Annotated in this window: 20 protein-coding genes; 19 read left to right on the top strand and 1 reads right to left on the bottom strand. The window is 50.9% G+C overall.

The features are described 5' to 3' along the window. Nucleotides 1-326: 326 nt before the first annotated feature. On the bottom strand, nt 327-1388 hold the full coding sequence (locus tag AB3N00_RS23210) for a substrate-binding domain-containing protein (RefSeq protein WP_413036713.1): 1062 nt from the start codon (nt 1386-1388) through the stop codon (nt 327-329). 227 nt (nt 1389-1615) lie between these two features. Between AB3N00_RS23210 and modA the strand changes: the two genes are divergently transcribed. From modA to AB3N00_RS23115, 19 genes are all read left to right on the top strand, one after another. Continuing rightward, nucleotides 1616-2488 (top strand): molybdate ABC transporter substrate-binding protein, encoded by an 873-nt coding sequence (gene modA, locus AB3N00_RS23205; protein WP_413036712.1) that lies wholly within the window; start codon nt 1616-1618, stop codon nt 2486-2488. Next, complete coding sequence (gene modB, locus AB3N00_RS23200) at nt 2485-3168, top strand: molybdate ABC transporter permease subunit (protein ID WP_413036711.1); 684 nt, start codon at nt 2485-2487, stop codon at nt 3166-3168. Before modA ends, modB begins: the two co-directional genes overlap by 4 nt. Nucleotides 3169-3490: 322 nt before the next feature. Further along, nucleotides 3491-3823 (top strand): hypothetical protein, encoded by a 333-nt coding sequence (locus AB3N00_RS23195; RefSeq protein ID WP_413036710.1) that lies wholly within the window; start codon nt 3491-3493, stop codon nt 3821-3823. Between the two features lie 273 nt (nt 3824-4096). Next, nucleotides 4097-4936 (top strand): transporter substrate-binding domain-containing protein, encoded by an 840-nt coding sequence (locus AB3N00_RS23190; RefSeq protein WP_413036709.1) that lies wholly within the window; start codon nt 4097-4099, stop codon nt 4934-4936. 24 nt (nt 4937-4960) lie between these two features. Next, nucleotides 4961-5704 (top strand): amino acid ABC transporter permease, encoded by a 744-nt coding sequence (locus AB3N00_RS23185; RefSeq protein ID WP_413036708.1) that lies wholly within the window; start codon nt 4961-4963, stop codon nt 5702-5704. Between the two features lie 4 nt (nt 5705-5708). Then, nucleotides 5709-6419: an amino acid ABC transporter permease gene (locus AB3N00_RS23180; protein WP_413036707.1), complete on the top strand. Its 711-nt coding sequence runs from the start codon at nt 5709-5711 to the stop codon at nt 6417-6419. Beyond that, the gene (locus AB3N00_RS23175) at nt 6416-7168 is read left to right on the top strand and encodes an amino acid ABC transporter ATP-binding protein (protein ID WP_413036706.1); all 753 of its coding nucleotides are present in this window, start codon (nt 6416-6418) and stop codon (nt 7166-7168) included. The genes AB3N00_RS23180 and AB3N00_RS23175 overlap by 4 nt, the downstream gene beginning before the upstream one ends. A 121-nt stretch (nt 7169-7289) precedes the next feature. Continuing rightward, nucleotides 7290-7577, top strand: coding sequence for a nucleoside-diphosphate sugar epimerase (locus tag AB3N00_RS23170; protein ID WP_175394977.1), 288 nt, complete (start codon nt 7290-7292; stop codon nt 7575-7577). Between the two features lie 23 nt (nt 7578-7600). Beyond that, nucleotides 7601-7939: a restriction endonuclease subunit S gene (locus AB3N00_RS23165; protein ID WP_413036705.1), complete on the top strand. Its 339-nt coding sequence runs from the start codon at nt 7601-7603 to the stop codon at nt 7937-7939. Continuing rightward, complete coding sequence (locus AB3N00_RS23160; RefSeq protein ID WP_413036704.1) at nt 7936-8235, top strand: hypothetical protein; 300 nt, start codon at nt 7936-7938, stop codon at nt 8233-8235. Before AB3N00_RS23165 ends, AB3N00_RS23160 begins: the two co-directional genes overlap by 4 nt. 1 nt (nt 8236) lies before the next feature. Then, a complete protein-coding gene (locus tag AB3N00_RS23155) occupies nt 8237-8578 on the top strand; it encodes a hypothetical protein (RefSeq protein ID WP_413036703.1) in 342 nt (113 codons plus the stop codon). A gap of 255 nt (nt 8579-8833) precedes the next feature. Next, nucleotides 8834-9928 carry a glycosyltransferase gene (locus AB3N00_RS23150; RefSeq protein ID WP_413036702.1) on the top strand — a complete coding sequence of 365 codons (1095 nt, stop codon included), beginning with the start codon at nt 8834-8836 and terminating at the stop codon, nt 9926-9928. A 50-nt stretch (nt 9929-9978) separates the two neighbouring features. Then, nucleotides 9979-11118, top strand: coding sequence for a glycosyltransferase (locus AB3N00_RS23145; protein WP_413036701.1), 1140 nt, complete (start codon nt 9979-9981; stop codon nt 11116-11118). Between the two features lie 19 nt (nt 11119-11137). Next, nucleotides 11138-12733, top strand: a complete 1596-nt coding sequence (locus tag AB3N00_RS23140; RefSeq protein ID WP_413036700.1) for a glycosyltransferase family 4 protein — start codon at nt 11138-11140, stop codon at nt 12731-12733. Nucleotides 12734-12747: 14 nt separating this feature from the next. Further along, nucleotides 12748-13839, top strand: coding sequence for a non-hydrolyzing UDP-N-acetylglucosamine 2-epimerase (gene wecB, locus AB3N00_RS23135; RefSeq protein WP_413036699.1), 1092 nt, complete (start codon nt 12748-12750; stop codon nt 13837-13839). Further along, nucleotides 13832-14818, top strand: a complete 987-nt coding sequence (locus tag AB3N00_RS23130) for a polysaccharide biosynthesis protein (protein WP_413036698.1) — start codon at nt 13832-13834, stop codon at nt 14816-14818. The genes wecB and AB3N00_RS23130 overlap by 8 nt, the downstream gene beginning before the upstream one ends. Further along, complete coding sequence (locus AB3N00_RS23125) at nt 14815-15642, top strand: dTDP-4-dehydrorhamnose reductase family protein (protein WP_413036697.1); 828 nt, start codon at nt 14815-14817, stop codon at nt 15640-15642. Before AB3N00_RS23130 ends, AB3N00_RS23125 begins: the two co-directional genes overlap by 4 nt. Next, complete coding sequence (locus AB3N00_RS23120; RefSeq protein WP_413036696.1) at nt 15624-16565, top strand: NAD-dependent epimerase/dehydratase family protein; 942 nt, start codon at nt 15624-15626, stop codon at nt 16563-16565. Before AB3N00_RS23125 ends, AB3N00_RS23120 begins: the two co-directional genes overlap by 19 nt. Further along, a complete protein-coding gene (locus AB3N00_RS23115; RefSeq protein WP_413036695.1) occupies nt 16562-17278 on the top strand; it encodes a glycosyltransferase in 717 nt (238 codons plus the stop codon). Before AB3N00_RS23120 ends, AB3N00_RS23115 begins: the two co-directional genes overlap by 4 nt. Nucleotides 17279-17408 lie beyond the last annotated feature (130 nt).

Below are 17408 nucleotides of genomic sequence, written 5' to 3'. Positions count from 1 at the left end.
TAAACAAGATGAAGATTACTCACTTTTAGTATATAAAGATACTTCTTTTCCGTTCAACTATGGGAGGATACAAACTAGGAGCACGAGCCGAAGTTCTTCTACGGGTACTTGGTGTGCTCTTTCGTTCCGTAGTTAACCAGGCGTGGTCTCGATTAATTATTCAAATGCATAATAGAGGTTCATTAAACTAACGGGAAACGATAGCTAAATTAAACCAAGAAAGCAGCTGATCACGTGATCAGCTGCTTTTGTTTATTAACGGGCCGTGCATGTTGACGTACTGGAAGCATAAGTGTGTATTTGGCAAACGTATAGATTAGGTCATATTATACTTCGTACAAAATTTCGCCTGTACGGGATACATCATAACCTTCGAATGATTGCAGCTCCTGTCTGAATTCCGGAGACTGAAGGATGCGCAGTACCGAGTCGGTCCACGCTTCATTCCCCGGCTTTTTCAACATAACCAGATCATAGCGTTCCTGAGTCAGTGGAATGAAATCAACCTGGCCGACCAGACGAGCAGCCTTTTCAATGCCAATTCCCACATCAGCCTCACCGGAACTGACCTTGGCGGCCACACCCATATGACTGGTTTCCTCCACGTTATACCCGACAAGACGGGAAGAAGGGATGCCGTGCAGGCGAAGCTGCTCATCAAGCAATACACGAGCTCCGGAACCTTTCTCGCGGTTAGCCAAGCGGAGATCAGGCTGATTCAGGTCTGCCCAGCCTTGTAAGCCGCGTGGGTTGCCGCGCCCTACATACAGCCCGGCCGGCCTTGACAGCAGGTTCACGACGACATAGGACCAGCCAATCAGAATTTTGCGGATGTAGGGCAGATTATATTCGCCCGTGTCACCATCGAGCAGATGAGTGCTGACCAGGTCGGACTCACCGCGGTACATCGAGATTAGTCCGTCCAGGCTTCCCATGAAAGAGCGAAGTGGGCGAATGTGCCGTGTTTGCTTCTCCATATGGCGCATCAGAATATCCAGACTCACATCCTGACCGGTAATGACCACATGTCGAGCCGCAGGGGCTATAGGAGAATCCCCTGGTACAACGTGGGAAGCTTCGGATGCCGGTCTGGATAAAGGGGCCGATTTGTCAGATAAATGTGCAGCTGCAGCATCACCTGATTCACGGGTTTCGGTTACAGATACGGCTCCTGAGGGATGGCTTAGAGCGGATCGCTGGCCCCCTGGGGATTGCAGCTGCTTGGAACGCCGTTTGTACGCTTCCAGATCGGTGGCATCAATTCTCATTTGTTTGCCGACGCGGTAAGCGACGAGGTCTCCCTTTTTGATCAGATCATACACGGTCAGTTTGGAAATTTTGAGCAGCTTGGATATTTCTTCAGTGGTATAGGATTGCTCCTCTGTCATATGTGAAGATCCTCCTTCAGGATGGCAAAAAGCATATATGTTTTCGTTCATCAACATCATTCATCATTTGTTGAATGGGATGGTGCAGTCTCTTGTACTATACCATTAACTGCAGGACAGTATAAACTAGACCTTCCTATTTAATCGATCTTATGTATAATGAAATATAATTAATTATAACTAGTTATAACCAAACATAACATGTTGGAAGATCTGGAGGAGCAGAAATGAGAAAAGGAATAGGATACATACTGGGAAGCATGTCCCTCGGACTGGCACTTGTATTAGCAGGGTGTGGTGCTGACACGGATAGCGCGGATTCATCTACGGCAGTTGAGCCCGTGTCTTCAACTCCAGCGACATCAGGAGAGGGTTCTTCGGCAGAGAATACCAAGCCGCAGGAAACGGTAGAGTTAACAATCTCAGCTGCAGCCAGTTTGACCGATGCGATGAAAGAAATCGAGACCAACTATGAGCTGGCCCATCCTTATATTGAACTCAACTTTAATTTCGGGGCATCGGGGGCGTTGCAACAGCAGATTGAACAGGGGGCACCTGCCGATATTTTTGTATCAGCGGCAACGAAAAATATGAATGCCCTGGTGGACGAGAACTTGATTGCACCTGCTGACCAGAAGAATTTGCTGCAAAACTCACTCGTCGCGATTGTTCCGGCAGATCGTAAAAATACAGTATCCAACGAGAAGGATCTGACGGCTGATTCGATCAAAACCGTAGCGATCGGGATTCCGGAAAGTGTTCCCGCAGGGACCTACGCGAAGGAAGCACTGACGAATGCGAGCCTGTGGGATCAGCTCGAAAGCAAGCTGGTGCAGGGCAAGGATGTCAGACAGGTTCTGCAGTATGTGGAGACGGGTAATGCAGATGCCGGATTTGTGTACAAAACGGATGCATTGACCTCGGATCAGGTGAACATCGCATTTGAGGTGGACAAGAACAGTTATACACCCGCTAATTATCCGGTAGGTATTATTGAAGAAACGAAACACCGGACAGAAGCAGAACAATTTTACACGTATTTGCAAACGCCTGAAGTGCTGGATGTATTTGCGAAATACGGATTCTCTGTTCCGGAATGAATGTGCATGAGATCGACTGGACGGCATTCTGGTCACCTGTGCGCCTGTCCCTTCAGGTAGCTTTGTTGTCCAGCGTAGTTGCAGCCGTACTCGGCATCGCTGTGGCCTGGAAGATGTCACGCCGCTCATTTCGGGGCAAAGTTGTTCTGGAAACCGCATTTATGCTACCGCTCGTACTTCCACCCACGGTAGTCGGCTTTCTGTTACTCGTTTTGCTGGGGCGCAAAAGTGTCTTGGGACAATGGATTGAAGCCGTTTTTTCGGCGCCGGTCATCTTCTCCTGGTGGGCTGCAGTGATTGCTTCGGTGGTCGTTGCTTTCCCGTTGGTATATCAGACCATGAAATCCGGTTTCAGCGGTATTGATGGGGACCTGGAGGATGCGGGCCGATCGATGGGGGCGAATGAGTGGCAGGTGTTTCGCTACATTTCGCTGCCGCTTGCCGGACGTGCGTTAATGACTGCTTTCATATTGGGATTCGCTCGTGCACTTGGGGAATTCGGAGCCACGCTTATGATCGCAGGAAATATTCCTGGTAAAACCCAAACTGTACCTACTGCAATCTATGTTGCAGTGGATTCCGGCAATCAGACCATGGCCTGGGCTTGGACCGGTTCGATCATTATCATATCCTTTATTATGCTGCTTTTAACGAGACAGCCACACCATGACAAAGCCTGAACATATGCAAGGCTGATACGGAGAAAACGGAACGACGATAACCCGCCCAAAGGATGTTCCTTGAAGCGGGTTTTATGTTACAACGGCCAGTTATTTCGTGTGGAATCATCAATTTGTGGAGTCATTTTATCATAATAAGGCTTCCAGGAATATATAACGCCAATCCAATCTGTCTATAGGTGTATTGAAAACTCCGATGCATAAAAAAACCAAAAAAAAAATCCAAATTTCGTACTTTCAACCCTCGCCTAAAGTAGCCCTTTTCCTGTAAAATAGAAGTAACTGATTCCAGCCAAGCACTGAAATAAGGAGAGAGACGACTATGAATACTAAACCTGATTGCGGCGTATCGTTGCAAATCGACGATTATCTGGATCTTTTGCATTTTGCCATCCAAATTCAGGATCAGGAATGGCAGCAGTCCCTTATCCATCAGCTCAAGATATTTCAGCCGACGGCGGAGCAGCAAGGATCACCAGAAGAGGAATTGTGGACACGGCTGGATTATATCAACAGCAAATTGACGGGGCTATGCAACCAGCTGCATGCAGCACACACCCAAGATGAACGCGACAAATTTGAAAAACGAATTGGCCTCCTGCAATCCCAGCGGCTGGAAGTCGCACGTAAAATTAAATGGGCCAGTCGCAGATAGATAACATCATGAATGGAAAAAGCCTTTTCTCCGCCAGACCGGTTGGGAGAGGCTTTTTTTGATTAAATGGATTGAGGGGAAAGTGTCAGCATAGAGAAGTTCTATAACGATATCAGGATGTCCTATTAGGCTTCATATTGCCTCAGGATGACCCGCGGTGATATTCTGTGTTCAACCTAATTCCGACTATACAAGTAAGAATGGTTAGTTAAAATTCGGAGGCATGGGAGTACACATCATATCGGCTGTAACAGCCTGTGGAGGAGATCGGGAATGGCTAAAAAGCGGGGGATTCATCCATTCCGGACAGCTTTGCTGTTCGTGACCATGTTGGCGGTGCTGGCAGGATGCAGCACAGGCAATGCTTCAAATGAAGCAGATACCATATCTGCATCCGGTCAAGATAAAGTGAAGAAAATTATCGTGGGTACAGGTACACAATTTCCGAATGTCTGCTTTATTGATGAGAATGGCAAGTTGACAGGATACGATGTTGAATTGATTCGCGAGATTGATAAACGGCTGCCCGAGTATGAGTTTGAATTCAGTACAATGGAGTTCAAAAACCTGCTGTTAAGTCTGGAGACGAAAAAAATTGATCTGATCGCTCACCAGATGGAAGTCAATGAAGAGAGACAGGCCAAGTTCCTGTTTAATGATGAAGCCTATAATATTTTCCCCAATAAAGTGGTCGTAAGTGAGAAGAACCAGGATGTGAATTCCATCGAAGATCTCAAAGGGAAAAAACTGATTGTGGGTGCTACGAGCAATGCGGCTGTACTCGCTGAGAAATGGAATGCAGCGAATGGAGGCGAGATTGAAATTGTCTATTCCGGAGCAGGGGAAGATACGAATACCCAGATCAAAACCGGCCGGGTGGATGCTACTATCAGTACACAATTTGCGATCGATTATCAAAACAAGGTAGTTGATGCCCAATTGAAAACGGTAGGAGAGGCCCTTTCCAACTCCAAAGTGTACTTCATCCTCAACAAGGACGAGCAGGAGCTCAAAACCAAAGTGGATGAAGCACTCAAATCCATCAAGGAAGACGGAACATTAAGCAAACTGAGTACAGAGTGGCTTGGAGCGGATTATACGGTTGAAGAGTAGCCTGAGAAAGGTGTGCAAGCGGTAATGGGAAAATCATTTGATCTATCCTTGGTTCTGGACTTCATCCCGGAACTGCTACGGTATCTGCATATAACGCTGATTGTACTGGGCGGGTCCATTGTGCTTGGACTGGTGGGTGGTGTGCTGCTGGCGGTTCCCAGGCTCTACCGGATTCCGGTTCTGAGTCAGCTCGCTACCCTGTATGTATCTTTCATGCGAGGCACACCGATTCTCATCAAGCTGTTTCTGGTCTATTACGGTCTACCCGAATTGCTCAAGCCAGTGGGCATTGACCTGTCCAGAACCGACCCGCTGCTGTTTGTCATCGTGACCTATGCACTGAGTGATGCTGCCTCCTTTGCAGAGATATTTCGGGGAGCTGTTCGCAGTGTCGATAAGGGCCAGACCGAAGCTGCTTATGCAGCAGGCATGACCACGTTCCAGTCTTTCCGGCGGATCGTTGTCCCTCAGGCGCTCATCGTGGCTTTTCCCAATATGGCGAATACACTGATCGGTTCGCTCAAGGACACATCACTCGCTTTTTCCATCGGTGTCATGGATATGGTGGGCAGAGGGCAGACGCTGATCTCGGCTACGTCACATGCGCTTGAGGTGTATATCAGCTTGTCGGTTGTTTATTATGTCATTGTCATTGTACTTGAAAAAGTCTTTGCTCTTGCTGAGCACAGACTGCAGCGTCATGAACGCAAGAGAACGGCGCACAAGCCAGCGGTCAGAGCTAAACGCCTGAAACGAATAGCGGGGTGAGCATATGTCCATTGATCTCCAGTTTATTTATACGTCTTTTTTTCAAATTCTGAAGGCACTGCCGCTGACGCTGGTCATAACGATTGTCCCTTTGATTGCAGGTTTCGGAATTGGTCTTGCCACTGCGTTGATTCGAATCTATCAGGTTGGCTGGATTCACCCTGTGGCAGCCTTCTACGTGTCCTTTCTGCGGGGGACGCCGATGTTAATGCATTTGTTTCTGATCTATTACGGCATACCGATGATTATTGACAAACTGGCTGCCCGGTACGGGTGGGCCTTTCAATCCGCCTCCATCCCCATTCTGGTGTTTGTGTTGATTGCCTTCTCGCTGACGGCCGGAGCGTATATGTCCGAGATTATCCGTTCGGGTATCCTCGCTGTGGATCGTGGACAGATGGAGGCTGCACACGCTGTTGGCATGAGCACTTCACAGGCGTTGCGGCGCATCATTCTCCCTCAGGCCATCGGTGCTGTACTGCCCAATCTGTGCAGCATGTTTGTCGGGTTTCTGCATGGATCAACCCTCGCCTTCACGGTTTCACAGATGGACATTCTCGGCAAGGCAGATGTCGTTGCATCCGTCAGTCTGAAGTTCTTGGAGGCCTTCATTGCAGCAGCCGTCATCTACTGGGGGCTCACTGTCATCGCGGAACGGATCACTGCTCTGCTGGAACGCCGGGTTGCCATCTATAGCAAAGGAGGGGTTTCATGATTACACTGAGCAATATACACAAATCATTTGGCAAGCAGGAAGTATTGAAGGGCATTGATCTGACCGTGGAGCAGGGGGATGTCGTCGCCATTCTTGGTCCCAGCGGATCTGGCAAAACGACATTGCTGCGCTGCGTAAACTTTCTGGAACGCGCAGATGAAGGCAAGGTACAGATCAGCGATCTGGGCGTGGACTGCAAACATGCGCGTAAACATGATATGGTGCAGATCAGACGGAAAACGGCCATGGTTTTCCAGCATTATAATCTGTTCAAACACAAAACGGTTCTGGATAACGTCACGGAAGGACTGATCGTAGCGCAGAAGATGTCCAAAGCGGACGCCCGTGCACGTGCCCTGCGTGTGCTTGAACAAGTAGGACTTTTGGACAAAATCAATGAGTATCCCAGTATGCTGTCTGGAGGACAGCAGCAGCGTGTCGGGATTGCCCGTGCGCTGGCTCTGAATCCCGAAGTCATTCTGTTCGATGAACCAACCTCCGCATTGGATCCGGAGCTGGTCGGTGAGGTCTTGTCAGTCATACGCTCGATCGCCCAGGAGGGGATCACCATGATCGTCGTTACCCATGAAATGGGTTTTGCACGTGAAGTGGCGAATCGGGTTGTTTTCATGGAAGGGGGCCATGTGGTGGAGCAGGGTACACCGGAGGAAATATTTTTGAGGCCCAAGCAGGAACGAACCCGCCAATTCCTGAGCCGATACTCCTCCGACTGGAGTTATGTCATTTGACGATATAGGCGCAAGCTGGAGTAACTGACGATCCCGGCCCGGCATATGCTGTAGCAGGCAAATGCTGATAGGCCGGGTTTTTCTATGGGTGAAGCAGGCCGTGACGGTAAGGAGGAGGACCATGCAGAGCAAAGTTGATGAAATACTCACACATATTGCACACTCACACCAGCAGCTCGCGCGAGTATTGGATGCCAAACGCCAGATCGCTGTGCGGATGTCTGACATTATTAATCATTTGCCGGACATCGAACCGGAGCTGGATGGCGTTGACGGTCTGCTGGATAGCTCTGGACAAATCAACAAAAGCATTATCTCCTACTTGGGGGGACTTGCAGATCTGGAAGAAGCTGTTGCCGAAACGCTGACTCAGGTCATGCGGGAGATGGCGGGTCAAGAGGAAGAATAAGCCCGGAAGGCGGGTGAAAAGACATGAGCAGAGAACAAAGTCTCATTTTGATGCTGGATGCTGCAGCCAAAATGCAGTGGAACATTGCGCTGATTTTGGAGGCCAAAGCGGTTGAGGCCGAGAAAGTTCGGAATTGGGCGCTGAATCATCTGAACGGTGATGCATTTCTAACCCATGGTGATCAGGTGTCAGAGCCGCTGAAAATGCATGATCAGCTGGTCGAAATGCTGGAAGGGTTAACCAGGATGGAAACAGGACTCTGCAACAATTTGAAAGCTGTGATGGTGGATAACCGTGCTGAAGAAGGCGGGATGGACGGAGACATGTTTGGCGGCATGGATCTTGGAGATTTGGGAAAATGAGTCTGCTGCAGCGTGAGCAGGAAGTTAAACTGGCCCTCATTGAGTCCATTGCACACAGCCAGAAGGCACTGGCTCGTATTCTGGACAGTGTAGCCAGTGTAACCGCTCATTCGGAAGTATCTGCCCGCAATCTGGCCGAGAACATTCGTCTGCTGAGTCGGTATCAGGAAGAAATGTCCCGTATGGTTACGGGTATCAGGCTGGCGCGAATCCAGCATGGGGAGCCTGGCTTGCCGTGGCTCAAAGACCCCGAATATGCGATACGTATCGTTCGGGACATACAGGAGGAATGTTGATATGTTAAGAAAGAAGAAATTGCGGCTTAGAACCAAAAGAGCTTTGCTTGCCCGTGGTGCACGTCTGCGCAAAATCAGAAAGCTGCGTGCCCTTAAGGGCAAACGTGTCCTGCACAAACGCACGCTTAAAGGACGTAGTGCGTGGCTCAAAAAAAAGAAACGTACGGTACGACGGCACCGGAGTCCGAAGCCCGTACAACCAGTCGTCCCGGCTACCCCTACCGATCCGAACCCGGACAACGCGTACAGTCAGGGATACAACGAGGCGTACAACGAGGGATTCAACGCGGGTTTCGCCAAGGGATTCGAGGACGGACATCAGCTGGCGTACAAGGCACAGTAACCGAATAGAACTGCATCTCAGTAAACCAATAGAAGCGGATCCAGCACATAGGACGCCCGGGGGGACATTTCCCTCCGGGTTATTTGTTTGGCCACAGAAGCGGACATGCCCGTGCAGGCCGATGTGGAGGGCAGACGCCAATTTTGCGCCTTGCAGGACACCCGTCCATGATGCATCTGACCCCGGGGCATATCCTTTAGAGGGAAGACCAATCTCGGGGAGAATCTGAATGGAATCTCCTGAAAGGAAGACAGGGTGAAGGATGTGGCAAAAAAACGACACCGACCGCTCTCGGAAGCAAAGATAGCCTACCGCAGCGGATATGCTGAAGGCCGCAGATTCGGCGGCTGTCAGGCCATGATGGAGCGAGTGCAGATGTTTGAGCCGACCGTGCGGGATATGAAAGTATTGTATATTCCGCAAGGGTTTGATGCCATCGATGAAGGTGTCATCATAGCACTGCAGCAATCTGTACGCGAATGTGTTGTTGGATCGCCGGCAACCATGCTGCAGGATGCGAGCCAGCACAGACCGGATATCGTGCTGGTCATGAACGGATTGCATGTTTTTCCTGCAGATCACCTGGAGCAGGTGAACGGGATACGGGCACTCGGTATGCGGACAGCGGTGTGGTTTGTGGACGATCCGTATTTTACAGAAGATACGGCGACCATTTGCAAGCATTATGATCTGGTATTCACTCATGAAGAAGCGGCGGTGCCGTTTTATGAGGGGAATGGAGCGAGCAGGGTCATCTATATGCCACTCGCCGTGAATCCTGGCATGTTCCAGCCACGTCGCATTGCTCCGCAGCATCAGTATGATATTTGTTTTATCGGCACGGGCTTCTGGAACCGGATCGCCTTGTTCGATGAGCTGGCCCCTTTTCTGGCGAACAAAAAAGTATTCATTGCCGGTGGGCAGTGGCAGCGGCTGACACGATCGGATGTACTCGGTCCGTTTATCCATGAGGGATGGATTGATCCAAGTACGACCGTTGATTATTACAATGGAGCCAAGATTGTCATTAATATTCATCGAACCTGCGAGAATGGTGAGGATAATCGCAATACGCATCACTTGGAAGGTCGGTCCATTAATCCAAGAACGTATGAGATTAGCGCTTGTGGCACCATGCAGATTACAGATGCGCGTGATGACTTGCCCCGCTTTTACCAGCCTGGTTATGACATTGAGACGTTTACGACAGCAGCCGAATTGGAGCGCAAAATCAAGTATTACCTGCAGCACGAGGAAGAACGGCAAGCCATGGCCTGGCGGGGGCTGCTGACTACGCTGAACCAGCATACGTTTACCCGCCGGATCGCCCAGCTGCTGGAACATGTATAGAGCCAACCCGTAATACAGCGAACTTTATCCTAAACAAGAGGAGTGGCGGTATGTCTATCAAACACCGTAAAAAGAGGAATTTTCATGCGCCAGTGCTCAGCCTGGCTGATCAGGCCCGCAGAAACGGGCAGCATGCCGGTTATGATGCAGGCAAGGAAGAAGGATATCTGCGCGGGCGTGCCAACTATATTGTCAATTGTGCACAGGAACCTTTGCCTTTTCGGCAGCTCCATGTCCTGTACGTCTCTTCGGGTAAAGGGTTTCCTTATTCCCCGCTGGATGAAGCAATTATGGCGACCCTGCAGGGCATGGTTGCTCAGGTAACATTGTCCGATCCGAGGCAGCCGGTTTCTGAAATTGCGCTGCAAAATCGGCCCGATCTGGTTCTGGTACTAGATGGCATGGATATTCCGCTTGAGCATATTGATGCGATTCGCCAGGCAGGCATTCCGACCGCAATCTGGCTGACGGATGATCCGTACTACACGGATATGACGATGGAGCGCGTTCACCATTTTGATCATATCTTCACGCTCGAGCTAAACTGTGTGGAACTGTACCGTCAGAGCGGCTGTGCGTCCGTACACTACCTGCCGTTTGCAGCTTTCACCAATCACTACTTTCCCATTACGACTCCATCCCCGCTGCACCGGGACGTCAGTTTTATCGGATCGGCTTATTGGAACCGGGTATACTTTTTCAATCCAATCATGGCTCAGATCATGTCACACAATACCGTATTTAATGGCATCTGGTGGGACCGTCTGCCAGACCATGAAGCCTATGGCGAGAAGATTGAACATGGACGCTGGATGAGTCCGCAGGAAACCAATGATGTATATAACGGCACCAAAATTGTCATTAACCTGCACCGTTCCCACGAAGACGATTCCGTCAATAACAACCATCTCAAAATACCACCAGCTTCCCCGAATCCAAGAACATTTGAAATCTCGGCTTCCGCAACATTACAGCTGACCGATGCGCGTGATGACCTGGCACGGTTCTATAAGCCGGGTGTGGAGATCGAAACATATTCCTCTCCCCAAGAGCTGCTCGATAAAGTTGAATATTACCTTACCCACGAGAAGGAGCGCCGTGAAATAGCCCTTCGCGGACTGGAACGGACGCTGAAGGATCACACGTATGGCAGAAGAATTAACGAATTGCTGACGATTATATTCCCTTAATTTCCGGTCGGGAGGAGGTGTGCACAGAGCCCTGCATGATGTTCATGCAGCGGTCCGTGCAGCCATGGCGACTAAACCGAAACTGATGTTGTTTTCCCATGTGTGCAACACCCGAAGTATAACGGGAGCGGAGAAACTTCTGCTCCATTTTATGAGGGAAATGGGCTCAATCTTCGACTGCGTGCTTGTTGCCCCGCAGGAAGGCAAGCTGGCCGGACTTGCGCGGAGATTCGGCATACAGGTCAAAATATGCTCTCTGCCGATGCTTCACGGTGTGTACACACCCTACCAGGGCATTGCAAATGATGCGGAACTGCTTCGCCACACACCGGCCTACCAGGATGTGGTTTCCCTGATCAGGGAAACCTCGCCTGCGCTGGTATTAACCAATACCTGTGTGAATGTGATGCCTGCTGTTGCAGCCAAATCTCTGCAGATTCCGGTGATCTGGAAGATTACGGAGATTATCCAAATCAATGATCATACCGACGAGGCTGTACAGATGATAAACCGGTATTCGGACTGGATTATCGGCATATCCGAAACCGCTGTTGCACCTTTCAAACATGCGGGCATGACCGGGAAGCTGACGGTTCTCCCTCCAACCTGGGATCCGTCACTGCCTGCCCCGGACCGCTGGTTGCATTTGCGTGAACGCAAGCGCAAGGAGCTCGGCTTCAGGTCCTCGCATGTCTGTATCGGCTATATCTCTTCTTTTATATATGATGCCAAAGGGCTCAAGCCTTTTGTTGACATGGCTCTGCAGCTGTGTGAAACCCATTCGCGAGCCAGGTTTTGGATCATTGGTGCGCCAGCAGATAAAAAGTACTATGACGAATGCGTGGCACGAGTGAAAAAGTCAGGATATTCCCGCAGATTCACCTTTACGACTTTTGAAGAAAATGTATCTCTTGCGTATACGGCAATGGATATGGTGGTTATTCCAAGCATGGTGAAAGAAGGCTTTGGCATGACCGCGCTGGAAGGCATTTATTTTGCCAAACCGGTTATTGCCTTTGCCCAGGGTGGGTTGTCGGAATTGCTCGAAACGGTAGGCAGCGGCGGATTTCTCGCTCCACCGGGGGACAGCAATGCACTTGCCGCCTTGGCGACAACATTGCTGAACGACTCGGAGCTGGCGTCCGATATCGCCTGGCGGGGGCGGGCAGAAGCGGAACGCTTGTATGGAATCGAAACCTACAGGGCCGGCATGCATACGATGGTGACACAGTGGTTACTGCGGTTCCCCGGTTGGTTCCCTTACATTCAGGCACCGAATGGCCCGGTGTACACCTGGGGAGAAGGTGGATTGCGCACCGTCCTTGCTTTGAATCCAGGGGCAGTCAGAGCACTTTTGTTCCCCCTGTCCGTGATTCAGGCATTACCGATCTCTCCACTTCCGCCGCTTGCCATAGGCGATCCTGTACCCGCTGATGTGGTTCAAAAGCATACGGCCAGCCGGATTGGCAAACGGAAAACAAGAGCAAAAAAGCGGATCCGGAAGGCGACTCATAAAAAGAGAAAGCATCTGTACAGGGCGAAACCAACGGCTCGCAAACGTACGCCTGCCAAGTCAAGGCGCCGGGCGCGCCGGAAAGGTTCCAATACACGATGAAGGCAGGGATTACGATGAAGATCATGACGGTGCTGGGCACGAGACCGGAGATTATTCGGCTCAGCCTGATCATTTCCAAGCTGGACCAGTACGCGTCCAAGCATATTCTTGTGCACACAGGACAGAACTTCACGGAAAGTCTCAGCGGTCAGTTTTTCAAGGAAATGGGCCTGCGTGCGCCAGACTACGTCCTTCAGGACGGAGCGGCCACGCTGGGCCGCCAGTTATCCTCCATGTTCACACAGATGGAAGACCTGCTGCTTCAGGAAAAGCCGGATAAAGTGCTGCTGCTCGGTGACACCAACAGCGCACTGTGTGCTGTGCTGGCTGAACGCATGGGCATTCCCGTCGTTCATATGGAAGCAGGCAATCGATGCTTCGATCTGGATGTACCTGAAGAGAAAAATCGCAAGGTCATCGATGCCATATCGACCATTAACATGCCATACACCGAACAGAGCAAAAAGCATCTGGTCAGTGAAGGTGTGCCCACCCGGCGAATTGTACTGACGGGTAATCCCATCTATGAAGTGATGCGCCATTATGACGCACAGGTGAATGCCAGCAAAATCCTGAAAAAGCTGAAGCTGAAGTCCGGGCAGTACTTTTTGGTCACAGCCCACCGGGCAGAAAATGTGGATCATCCACCTCATCTGATGGAGATTATGAAAGGTCTGAACCAGGTTGCGGAGGAGCATGGCCTGCGGGTGATCTGCAGCATTCACCCCCGCACAGCCATCCGGATCGCAGAGCATTTGCAGTTGGAGATGAATCCGCTGGTAGAATTCCATGAGCCGTTCGGATTTTTCGATTTTGTCATGCTGGAACGTCATGCACGCTGTGCCCTTACGGACAGCGGTACCGTTCAGGAAGAATGCTGCATCATGGGTGTGCCTACAGTAACCATGCGGCGAACAACCGAACGTCCGGAAACGGTGGACTGCGGCAGCAACGTAGTCTCCGGTTTGGACGCAGCCCGCATTGCGGGATGTGTGAAGGTCATGACAGAGATGGCAAATGACTGGGAGTGCCCGCAGGGTTACAAAGCAACGGATGTATCCAGTAAAGTGGTCAAATTTCTGCTTGGAGGGAAAATACATGTTTGAAAATAAACGCATTCTCGTGACAGGCGGTACTGGATCATGGGGGTACGAACTTGTGGCTCAACTGCTGCCTCAGCAGCCGAAGGAAATTATCGTTTACTCCCGCAATGAATCAAGCCAGGTGGCCATGAGCCGCGAGTTCGAGGACCCTCGTCTTCATTTCCGCATTGGTGATATTCGCGATAAGGAAGCATTAACGGCTGCTTGCCAGCAAGTGGACTATGTCTTCCATCTGGCGGCGCTCAAACACGTACCGGTATGTGAAGATCAGCCTTACGAAGCGCTCAAAACCAACGTGATTGGAACCCAGAACGTGATTGAGGCTGCTATTGAAAACCAGGTTGAAAAAGTCATTTATATCTCGACCGACAAAGCGGCCAACCCATCGAACTTCTATGGCATGACCAAGGCGATCGGCGAGAAATTGATTGTATATGCGAATCTGCTGCACAGCAACACCCGGTTTGTAACGGTGCGCGGTGGAAATGTGCTCGGAACCAACGGAAGTGTTGTGCACCTCTTCAAAAACCAGATCCGCCAGAAAGGTCAAGTGTCCATCACGGACATGAACATGACCCGTTTCTTCCTCACACTGAAAGATGCGATCACGTTGCTGTTCAAGGCTTCCGTGGAGAGTGTAGGCGGTGAGATTTTTGTCATGACGATGCCTACGTGCAAAATTGTGGACCTTGCGGAAGTGCTGATTGAAGATTCCGGTGTGGATAATGTGGCCATTGTGGAGCGCGGCATTCGACCAGGTGAGAAAATTCATGAAATTCTGATGAGTGAATTCGAAAGCATGACAACCGTTGTTTACGACGAACAGTACCTTGTCATTCTCCCTACACTGGGCATACCGGGACTGCGTGAACATTACACCAACTGCCCTCCAGTGTCTTTTAGCAGCTTCAGTTCCGAACATCAGTTGATGACGAAAGAGGAGATTCGCGACATTTTGAAACGCGGAGGATTTCTGTCATGAAGCTCCTGATACTTGGGGGAAACGGAATGGCCGGCCATGTTATGGTCGACTATTTCCGCCGTCAAGGCGTGCACAGTGTCTTCTATACCACCCGGGACGTGTCCGACCCGAATGGGCTGCTGCTGGATGTGAACGACAGTTATATGGTGGATCGTCTGGTGGAAGCTGTGCACCCGGATGTTATCGTTAACGCGGTTGGTGTGCTGAACAGCTTCGCAGATGAAGATAAAATTACCGCGTATCACATTAACGGCTTCCTTCCGCATCGTTTGCGGAGGGTGGCCGATACGATTGGTGCCCGACTGATTCATATCAGCACGGACTGTGTGTTCAGCGGGGACCGTGGTTCGTATACGGAGAACGATGTCACGGATGGCACATCTGCTTATGCCATTACCAAGGCACTGGGCGAAGTTCATGACCCGGGACACCTGACGATCCGAACCTCCATTATTGGACCGGAAATCCGGAAGGGCGGCATTGGTCTGATGAACTGGTTTATGTCCCGCACGGGTGAAGTGGGCGGGTATACACGTGTTTTCTGGAATGGAGTGACTACACTTGAACTGGCAAAATGGGTGGATCATTATCTGGCGTCACCCGTCAGTGGCCTGATTCATCTGGCACATCCGGCACCTGTCAGCAAACACGATCTGCTGCTTCTTTTCCAGCAGACCTGGAACAAGCAGGATGTGAATATTGTGCCTGATGACAGTCTTGTGCAGGATCGTACCCTCGTTTCCACACGTGAGGATGTGAAGACAGACCTTCCGGATTATTCTACGATGCTGAAGGAGCTGGCATTATGGATGGAGCAGAGCTGATTGACAAGAAAGTGCTAATTACGGGTGCCTCCGGTTTTACCGGACGGCACGCTGTGTCATATTTTAAGAGCGTCGGTGCCAAGGCTGCAGCCGTGGTGCGGCGAGCAGGTGTTCATTCGTTTGGCGAAGGCGTTGCCGTACACGTCTGTGACCTTAACGATAAACAGCAAGTACGTCAACTGATTGACGAGGTGCAGCCGGATTACGTGCTGCACCTCGCAGGCAAAAATTCGGTCCCGGACTCCTGGTCGGATCCGCTGCTTGTACTGGAGACCAATGTGATGGCTGTGCTGTATTTGCTGGATGCTCTCCGGAGCTGTCCGTCCGCACGGACCGTCATTGTAGGTTCCCGCTTGAAATACACGGCTGAACCGGGCCGAAACCCGGAGCCGCCGCACCCTTATAGTCTCAGCAAAGCGCTGGAGGAGATGGTGTCCTTGTCCTGGATGTCCCTGTTTGGTCAGCAGATCATGCTGGCTGAGCCGGGGAATCTGATCGGTGCTGGCCCATCCACAGGCATCTGTTCCCTGCTTGCACGGCACATCGTCGCCTGTGAGCAGGAGGGCAAGCGTGAAGCTTTTCGCCTATCCGGGCGGGATAATACACGAGATTTTCTGGATGTACGGGATGCAGTCAGGGCCTATGCCACGCTTCTTGTACATGGAGCCACCGGGACTGTCTATCCGGTTGTTTCCGGGACGGAGCGCAGTTTGGGTGAAATCGCCGATACATTGCTCTCCATGACGGAGGCGGTAGTACCTGTCCGCTGGGACGGTGCCTCTTCGGGTCCGGACGGGGCTGGCAAGGAGGAGGAGTTATCGCTGCTGCGCAAGCTGGGATGGAAGCCCCAGATTCCGTTTGCTCAATCCCTCCAGGACATTCTGAGCGATGTACGCAGGCAGCAAGGAGGAAGGGCAGAATGAATCCCAAAGTGTCGGTTGTCATTCCATTCTACAATTGTCCTTACGTGCCGCAGGCGATCCAAAGCGCGATCAACCAGACGTACACCAACGTAGAAATCATTGTGGTGGACGATGGCTCCACTAGGCATGCGGAGCTTCTCCAGCCATACCTGCCCCAAATCTATGTTCTTGGCAAAAGCAATGGCGGAACAGCCTCAGCTCTTAATCACGGTATCCGTCATGCGTCCGGAGATTACGTGGTCTGGCTTAGCTCGGATGATTTCCTCTATCCGGATAAAATTCGTTATCAGGTGGAGTTCATGCAGCGGGAAAATGTGCTTGCTTCACATACCAACTTTCATTACATTAATGAACATTCCGCGGTTACCAAGCTGCATGGTGGCGCAGAACCGATGTCAGAGATCGAATGGCTGCGCCGCTTCGTGAATGGCAATCCCGTCAATGGTTGTACCGTCATGATCCGCAAGGATTTGTTTGGTGCGGTAGGTCTCTTTGATGAGCTGCTGCCTTATACTCATGATCTGGATCTCTGGCTGCGAATTCTGCTGAATGGGCATCGCTTTCCATACCTGAATGAACCTCTTACGGCATACCGTTGGCACGGCGGGATGGGGTCGGTGCGTCATGCAGAGACCATCGGCAAGGAGGCCTCCATGGTGTGGTCCAGATATCGGGAACCTTTGCTGCAGCGAATTGCAGCTATGGGTGGATGAAGAGATGGAGTAATTCTGACGGAGGGGGTTATGGGATGTAAAATGCCCATAATGCCCTCTGTATTTATTTTCTATCACATATGCCCGCGAACTGAAGGCCGTGTCCTCATATGATAAGGGGAGCAGTTTT

This window comes from Paenibacillus xylanilyticus, from assembly GCF_047246825.1.
GTDB lineage: Bacteria > Bacillota > Bacilli > Paenibacillales > Paenibacillaceae > Paenibacillus > Paenibacillus xylanilyticus_B.
Note: the sequence above shows the minus strand (reverse complement) of the source record. Positions and strands in the feature narration are given on the sequence as shown.

Coding starts and splice junctions, on each gene's coding strand:
- AB3N00_RS23210 (WP_413036713.1), bottom strand. CDS start 1,388: ATGACAGAGGAGCAATCCTATACCACTGAAGAAATATCCAAGCTGCTC.
- modA (WP_413036712.1), top strand. CDS start 1,616: ATGAGAAAAGGAATAGGATACATACTGGGAAGCATGTCCCTCGGACTG.
- modB (WP_413036711.1), top strand. CDS start 2,485: ATGAATGTGCATGAGATCGACTGGACGGCATTCTGGTCACCTGTGCGC.
- AB3N00_RS23195 (WP_413036710.1), top strand. CDS start 3,491: ATGAATACTAAACCTGATTGCGGCGTATCGTTGCAAATCGACGATTAT.
- AB3N00_RS23190 (WP_413036709.1), top strand. CDS start 4,097: ATGGCTAAAAAGCGGGGGATTCATCCATTCCGGACAGCTTTGCTGTTC.
- AB3N00_RS23185 (WP_413036708.1), top strand. CDS start 4,961: ATGGGAAAATCATTTGATCTATCCTTGGTTCTGGACTTCATCCCGGAA.
- AB3N00_RS23180 (WP_413036707.1), top strand. CDS start 5,709: ATGTCCATTGATCTCCAGTTTATTTATACGTCTTTTTTTCAAATTCTG.
- AB3N00_RS23175 (WP_413036706.1), top strand. CDS start 6,416: ATGATTACACTGAGCAATATACACAAATCATTTGGCAAGCAGGAAGTA.
- AB3N00_RS23170 (WP_175394977.1), top strand. CDS start 7,290: ATGCAGAGCAAAGTTGATGAAATACTCACACATATTGCACACTCACAC.
- AB3N00_RS23165 (WP_413036705.1), top strand. CDS start 7,601: ATGAGCAGAGAACAAAGTCTCATTTTGATGCTGGATGCTGCAGCCAAA.
- AB3N00_RS23160 (WP_413036704.1), top strand. CDS start 7,936: ATGAGTCTGCTGCAGCGTGAGCAGGAAGTTAAACTGGCCCTCATTGAG.
- AB3N00_RS23155 (WP_413036703.1), top strand. CDS start 8,237: ATGTTAAGAAAGAAGAAATTGCGGCTTAGAACCAAAAGAGCTTTGCTT.
- AB3N00_RS23145 (WP_413036701.1), top strand. CDS start 9,979: ATGTCTATCAAACACCGTAAAAAGAGGAATTTTCATGCGCCAGTGCTC.
- wecB (WP_413036699.1), top strand. CDS start 12,748: ATGAAGATCATGACGGTGCTGGGCACGAGACCGGAGATTATTCGGCTC.
- AB3N00_RS23130 (WP_413036698.1), top strand. CDS start 13,832: ATGTTTGAAAATAAACGCATTCTCGTGACAGGCGGTACTGGATCATGG.
- AB3N00_RS23125 (WP_413036697.1), top strand. CDS start 14,815: ATGAAGCTCCTGATACTTGGGGGAAACGGAATGGCCGGCCATGTTATG.
- AB3N00_RS23120 (WP_413036696.1), top strand. CDS start 15,624: ATGGATGGAGCAGAGCTGATTGACAAGAAAGTGCTAATTACGGGTGCC.
- AB3N00_RS23115 (WP_413036695.1), top strand. CDS start 16,562: ATGAATCCCAAAGTGTCGGTTGTCATTCCATTCTACAATTGTCCTTAC.